This is a genomic window from Flavobacterium cyanobacteriorum (assembly GCF_002251835.1).
Taxonomy (GTDB): Bacteria; Bacteroidota; Bacteroidia; order Flavobacteriales; family Flavobacteriaceae; genus Flavobacterium; species Flavobacterium cyanobacteriorum.
Genome location: NZ_NOXV01000165.1, coordinates 1 through 6,076, shown reverse-complemented (window position 1 = coordinate 6,076; position 6,076 = coordinate 1). Strand labels below are relative to the sequence as shown.

Annotated in this window: 5 protein-coding genes; all 5 read left to right on the top strand. The window is 35.6% G+C overall.

Annotated features, from left to right (window positions below; translation table 11 throughout):
• Positions 1-199 precede the first annotated feature (199 nt).
• Positions 200-511, top strand: a complete 312-nt coding sequence (locus tag CHU92_RS02830) for a helix-turn-helix domain-containing protein (RefSeq protein ID WP_094412398.1) — start codon at positions 200-202, stop codon at positions 509-511.
• A complete protein-coding gene (locus CHU92_RS02825; RefSeq protein ID WP_094412396.1) occupies positions 508-1,422 on the top strand; it encodes a DNA adenine methylase in 915 nt (304 codons plus the stop codon). Before CHU92_RS02830 ends, CHU92_RS02825 begins: the two co-directional genes overlap by 4 nt.
• Positions 1,415-3,094 carry an AlwI family type II restriction endonuclease gene (locus CHU92_RS02820; protein ID WP_094412394.1) on the top strand — a complete coding sequence of 560 codons (1,680 nt, stop codon included), beginning with the start codon at positions 1,415-1,417 and terminating at the stop codon, positions 3,092-3,094. Before CHU92_RS02825 ends, CHU92_RS02820 begins: the two co-directional genes overlap by 8 nt.
• A gap of 173 nt (positions 3,095-3,267) precedes the next feature.
• The gene (locus tag CHU92_RS02815) at positions 3,268-4,581 is read left to right on the top strand and encodes a T9SS type A sorting domain-containing protein (RefSeq protein ID WP_165764575.1); all 1,314 of its coding nucleotides are present in this window, start codon (positions 3,268-3,270) and stop codon (positions 4,579-4,581) included.
• Positions 4,582-4,746: 165 nt separating this feature from the next.
• A complete protein-coding gene (locus CHU92_RS02810) occupies positions 4,747-5,901 on the top strand; it encodes an alpha/beta hydrolase-fold protein (RefSeq protein ID WP_094412390.1) in 1,155 nt (384 codons plus the stop codon).
• The last annotated feature ends 175 nt before the right edge of the window (positions 5,902-6,076 follow it).

Sequence of the window (6,076 nt, the reverse complement as noted above, 5' to 3'; positions counted from 1 at the left end):
AGTTTAGTGCTCCGAAATCCGCTTCTTCGCAAAGCCGCAAACCGTTAGCCGTCACCCTAAAAGACCACCGTGCAGACTTCAACAGACGACAAAAAAATGGACAGACCAAGCCCACCCACCACCCAAATATTTGTTCAAAAAATGCTTGCCGACTTTCAAAACAAATTCTATATTTGCCAAATAATGTCAAGACTAAATTATGTCAACAATCTTTGGTAATAAAATCAGGACTCTTCGAGAGGAGAAACAAATCCCTCAAAGACAGTTAGCTGCTACGTTAGAAATTGACACAGCGACATACTGCAAAATTGAAAAAGGCGACAGACGTGCAAAGCGTGAGCAGGTTTTAATTCTTGCAGCCTCACTGCAAACCGACACTAAAGAGCTTCTGCGGTTGTGGTCGGCAGACAAGGTTTACGACATTATAGCCGAAGAGGAAGAGGCGACACAAATTTTAAATGTGGTTGCCGAAAGCATTGTTAAGTATAAACGTAAACCAACCAAAGTATGAAGCCGCTAGTAAAATACAGAGGAGGAAAATCAAAAGAAATACCTCACTTGATTGGACATATCCCGAAATATAGTGGAAGATACATTGAACCGTTTTTTGGCGGTGGTGCATTATTCTTTCACTTAGAACCAAAGAGGGCAATCATTAACGACATTAACTCAAAGCTAATTTCATTTTATTTGGGCGTTAAAAATGACTTTGAAACACTCAAGTCTGAACTCTCAGAAATTGAAAAGACTTACACAAAAAACAGAAAAAAGTTTGAAGAACTAAAAAGCAAAACACCAAACGAAAGAGTCGATGACGCTAACGAACCACTCTATTATCAAATCAGAGATATGTTCAACGAGTTGACCGATAAAAAATACTCTGATGCTTTAATTTACTTCTTCATAAATAAAACAGCATATTCAGGAATGATACGCTACAATGCAAAAGGAGAATTTAATGTTCCTTATGGTCGTTATGCAAACTTGAACACTTCTTTAGTGACACAATCTCACAGCAAACTACTTGCAAAAACAGAGATTTACAACCTTGATTACTCCGAGATTTTTAAAATGGCAACTGAAGATGATTTTATGTTTTTAGACCCACCTTACGATTGCATTTTTTCTGATTATGGGAATATTGAACACAAAGACGGATTTAACGAAAGAAATCATATTGAATTAGCGAACCAATATAAAAATCTAAAGTGCAAAGCACTTATGGTTATTGGTAGAACACCGCTAACAGAAAAATTGTATGGAGACTACATTGTTGATGAATACGGTAAGTCTTATGCAGTAAATATTAGAAACAGATTTAAGTCAGAAGCGAGCCACATTCTTATCTCTAACTATGGCAATGAAGCATTAAAACGAGAACCCAAATTAATACTAGAAGAAGAATCTGTTTCCTATGGCTAGAATTGACAGTAAAGTAATTTTTGTAACCACTTCCCCACGGACACCTGCAAAGATGATTCCTGAAATTGGGCTTTTACACACCCATTTCGCAGGACAAAGATGGAATAACGAAACTCAAAGAGCTTTTATGGAGCTATTGAGAGAGGAAAACTTTTTCAATGGCGAAGGTGCAAATGACCCAGCATTTAGTGCAAGAGACAGAATAAACAGAGCACCAAAAGCACTTGGTTTTGTAATTCTTTCCCCAACGATTCAACTTACACCAGCAGGAGAAGAACTTGTAAACTCAAGAAGAAAAGACGAAATATTTTTAAGACAACTTCTCAAATTTCAAGTTCCTTCACCATTCCATAAACCGACTGAAAATTCAGCAGAATTTTGGGTAAAACCATACCTTGAACTTTTCAGACTCATTAGACATTTTGGCTCATTGAAATTTGATGAGTTAATGATGTTTGGCTTGCAGTTAGTGGATTACCGTGAGTTTGACACTATTGTTGATAAAATCAACCAATTCAGGATTGCCAAAGCACAGAATGAAGGAAACTACAAGCGTTTTAGAGCAGAATATTTCGACAGAGAGCTAAGAGAAATTTACAGTGCCGATATAAGTTCAGGAAATACACGAACCAGAGAAACAAATGATGCTTCGGTTGCAAAATTTCTAAGCACCAAAGCAAGCAATATGAGAGATTACGCTGATGCTTGCTTCCGATATTTGAGAGCAACAGGTTTGGTTAACATTTCGCATTTAGGAAAATCAATCTCAATAGTTCCTGAAAAAATTCAGGAAGTTGATTATTTCTTACAACATACAGATAGAGAACCTTGCTTTATTGATAATGAAGGTCAATATGTTGCTTATCTCGGTAATCCACTTATTCCGTCACTTCTAACAGACAACAGAGAATTATTAGAACAAAAAATTAGAGCAGAATTTCCTCAACTTGAAATTTCTGAAACAGCAACATTACAAGACCTTAAAAACTTATTTGCTGACGAGTTAGAAAACAGAAAAGAGCAAATCCTAACAGAACAAGTTGCAGCAATCAAGGACTACCGACTGTTTGAAGATATTTCCACAACATTCGACCAAATACTTGATAATTCACTTTACGACACGCCACTTATGTTGGAGTGGAACACTTGGCGAGCAATGACAATGTTGGATGGTGGAGATATTAAAGCTAATTTAAAATTTGACGACTTTGGAAATCCAATGTCAACGGCACAGGGTAATATGGCTGACATTGTTTGCGATTATGGTGACTTCGGCTTAACAGTAGAAGTAACTATGCAAGGTGGACAACGACAATATGAAACAGAAGGAGAGCCGGTAACAAGACACCTTGCAAAATATAAGCGTGAAACGGAAAAACCTGCTTACTGCTTGTTTATAGCACCAAATATAAATGACGCTTGCAAAGCCCATTTTTACGCACTACACAAAATGAACATTCAATATTATGGTGGGACTTCGACAATCGTTCCATTGCCATTGAGTGTTTTCATTAAAATGGTTCAGGACTCTCATAACGCAAACTATGTTCCCGAACCAAGACACGTTCAACGATTTTTTGAGCGTTCAAATGAATTAGCAAACTCGACAGACAATGAAGTAGATTGGTATAACGGCATTACAGAAGAAGCCCTAAATTGGTTGACAGAATGAAGGGCGAACGGCTAACAGCCGTTTGCCGCAAGTGGCGGTGACGTGGTTAAATCAAAGTTTGTGCTTCTATTCAGCTTTAGTGCAGGTTGACAGTTTAGTTCTTCTAAATCGCCACCTGCGGCAAGCGGCAAACCGTTATGCACCATTTTGACAACATCAAAACATCACATCCAATGATAAAGATAAAATCATCATTATATCGAACTAGATTAATTATTCTAACCAGCCTCGTCCTACTTGGTTTTTTTAAATCCGCCAACGCTCAAGACACTTTAAGGATTTTATTCATTGGTAATTCAATGACCTATGTGCAAGACTTACCTGGTTTATTAACCAATCTTGCAAGTTCAAACGGAAAGACGGTAATCACTGCTCAAAATACTCCGGGAGGGTATTTTTTATCTGACCATGTAACAGATCCTGTATCTCTAAGTTTGATGGCGCAAGGTTTTGATTACATCGTTGTCCAGGAGCAGAGCGCAGGCAATATTCAACCCGTAATTCCTGGTTCTCCCATCATCCGACCGATAGGAATCATTGACTCGATTGCTAAAGCGAACTGCAGTAAAATATTGTTGTATTCAACTCCAGGTTATCCTGACACGCATCCTTGGAGTGTTGAGCCCTACGAGGATATGCAGGCAGAAATAATATATAAATATACGTTGGCTGCTCGTTCAGTGAGAGCCGCATATTTGCCAACCGCACATGCGTTTAGAGATGTGATAAATAATTATCCCGCAATAACTGATATGTGGGCTTCACCAACAGATTATCATCCAGGATTAAAAGGTCAATATTTACATGCTTGTGTACTTTATTCTGTACTTTATAATGAATCTGCGGTTGGTTCACCAGCTCCATTAGGAATCAGTATTAGTGATGCTAATATGCTTCAACAAACTGCATGGAGTCAAGTAAAAGATTCAGCATACGTTCATGGGTATTATAAAATAAATCAATTTCATACCGATTTTTCCATTGAATCTGACAGTCTTAGTGTAACAGTTATTGATTCTTCTTCAAGCATGATAAATAAAAAAATGATTTATTGGGGTGATGGGGATTCAACGTTGATAATGCCACATCCTTTTCAGGACTTTAGCACAGCCACACACAATTATACTTTAGTTGGTAATTATACAATAACCCAGAAAGTCTGGTGGTCAGAATGTGATTCTGGTGAGGTTATCAAAAATATAAGCCTGCCATTATCAATAGATGAAATTGATAATAATTCTAACCTTTTCACTTTCTATCCTAATCCGACAAAAAACTTTGTGACAATTAAAACTATTCAAAGGGGTTTGGAATTAACGCAAATACAAGTGTTTGATACCCAAGGGCGCTTGATTATGTCAAATCAAAAAAGTATGCAAAACGGACAGTTAACTATTGACTTAAGCAACATACCAAATCAATTGTTATTTATTTTAGTGACGGACAAAAATGGAAGACATCAGACAGTAAAAATCATGAAGGAATAATAAAAACGGTGCATAACAGCACCTACAAGAAATTGGCGGTTCTGTGGTTAAATGAAGCTTTGTGCTTCGTATCAAGTTCAGTGCTGGCAGACAGTTTTGTGCTTCGAAATCGCCAACTTCTTGTAGCTGCAAACCGTTGTGTGTGATTATAAAAAACCGACAGAAATGAAATTAAAATTTGGACTTATTTTATTATTTATTGTGTTTTTCGTTCAAACTTTTGCTCAATCAATTGCAAGAGTTGAAAATGTTAAAATACATTCAAAAGCGTTAAATCAAGAAAGAGAAATTTTGATATATACTCCTGTTGATTATGATTGGAGAACAAACGAATATTTTAATGTGATTTATGTTTTTGACAGCCAAAACAGAGAATTTTTCGATTATACGAGTTCAATAATATCTTTCTTGACAGACGGAAATAAGTCTTTTATCGTTGTTGGAATAACTTCTCCTTTCGATGAAAAACTTGACTATTCAAGGAACAACGACTTATTACCAATTTTGGAAACAGAAGAATCAAGGAAAAGATACGGTAAATATTCAGGTAATGCAGACAATTTTTTGAATTTTGTAGAAACAGAGTTAATTTCTTATATAAACTCAAAATACAGAATTTCAAATCAAAACATTGCTGTAGGTCACTCTTTAAGTGCATCGTTTATTTTATATTCTTTACTTCAAAAGCCAAATCTTTTTCAAAATTACATAGCAATTTCGCCAAATCTTGCTTATGATGATAATAAATTAAGTAAAGACCTTATTAAATTCGACTTTGCAAAAATAAAAAAAGAATCTTTCATTTATTTAAGTAACGCAAATGAAGGTATTGACTATTGGAAAGAATGGAAACCTGCGAGAGAGAGCGTTTACTCTTTTTTCAAAGACTCCATAAAGAACAAAAACCTTACAATTGAAATTGCTGAATACCCTGAAAATAATCATTGGAATGCATTTCCACCAAGCTTAAATAATGCTTTGAAATTCTACTTTGAAAATATTCAGAAAAAGCAAGAAAGTGAATTAAGCAAGGAAATGTATGAAGTCAAGATAAAAGTAAAAGTTAATGACAAAAATGACATTGTTTATATAACAGGAAATCAACCAAACTTGGGAGATTGGAATCCTAACAAAATTGAAATGAAAAAAACTTCTGATTATGAAAGAAGTATAGTTTTGAAAGTTCAAAGTCCAGCTCAATTCAAATTCACAAAAGGAAGTTGGGATACAGAATTACAAGTAATTGGAACATATAACAATGTGACTATTAAACCTGAAATAAAGAAAGAATTTGAATTTGAAATTGTGAAAAATGAATAACCACACACAACAGCAGTTTGGCAAAATGGCGGGTTCAGTGCTAAATTAAACATTGGTTTTTCAAATGAACATTAGTGCTAAATTGAAATTAAGTGCTTCAAAATCAGCCACTTCGCCAAGCTGCAAAACGTTAGCGGTCAGGCTATGACGAAACGCCAACAACAGACAATAAATT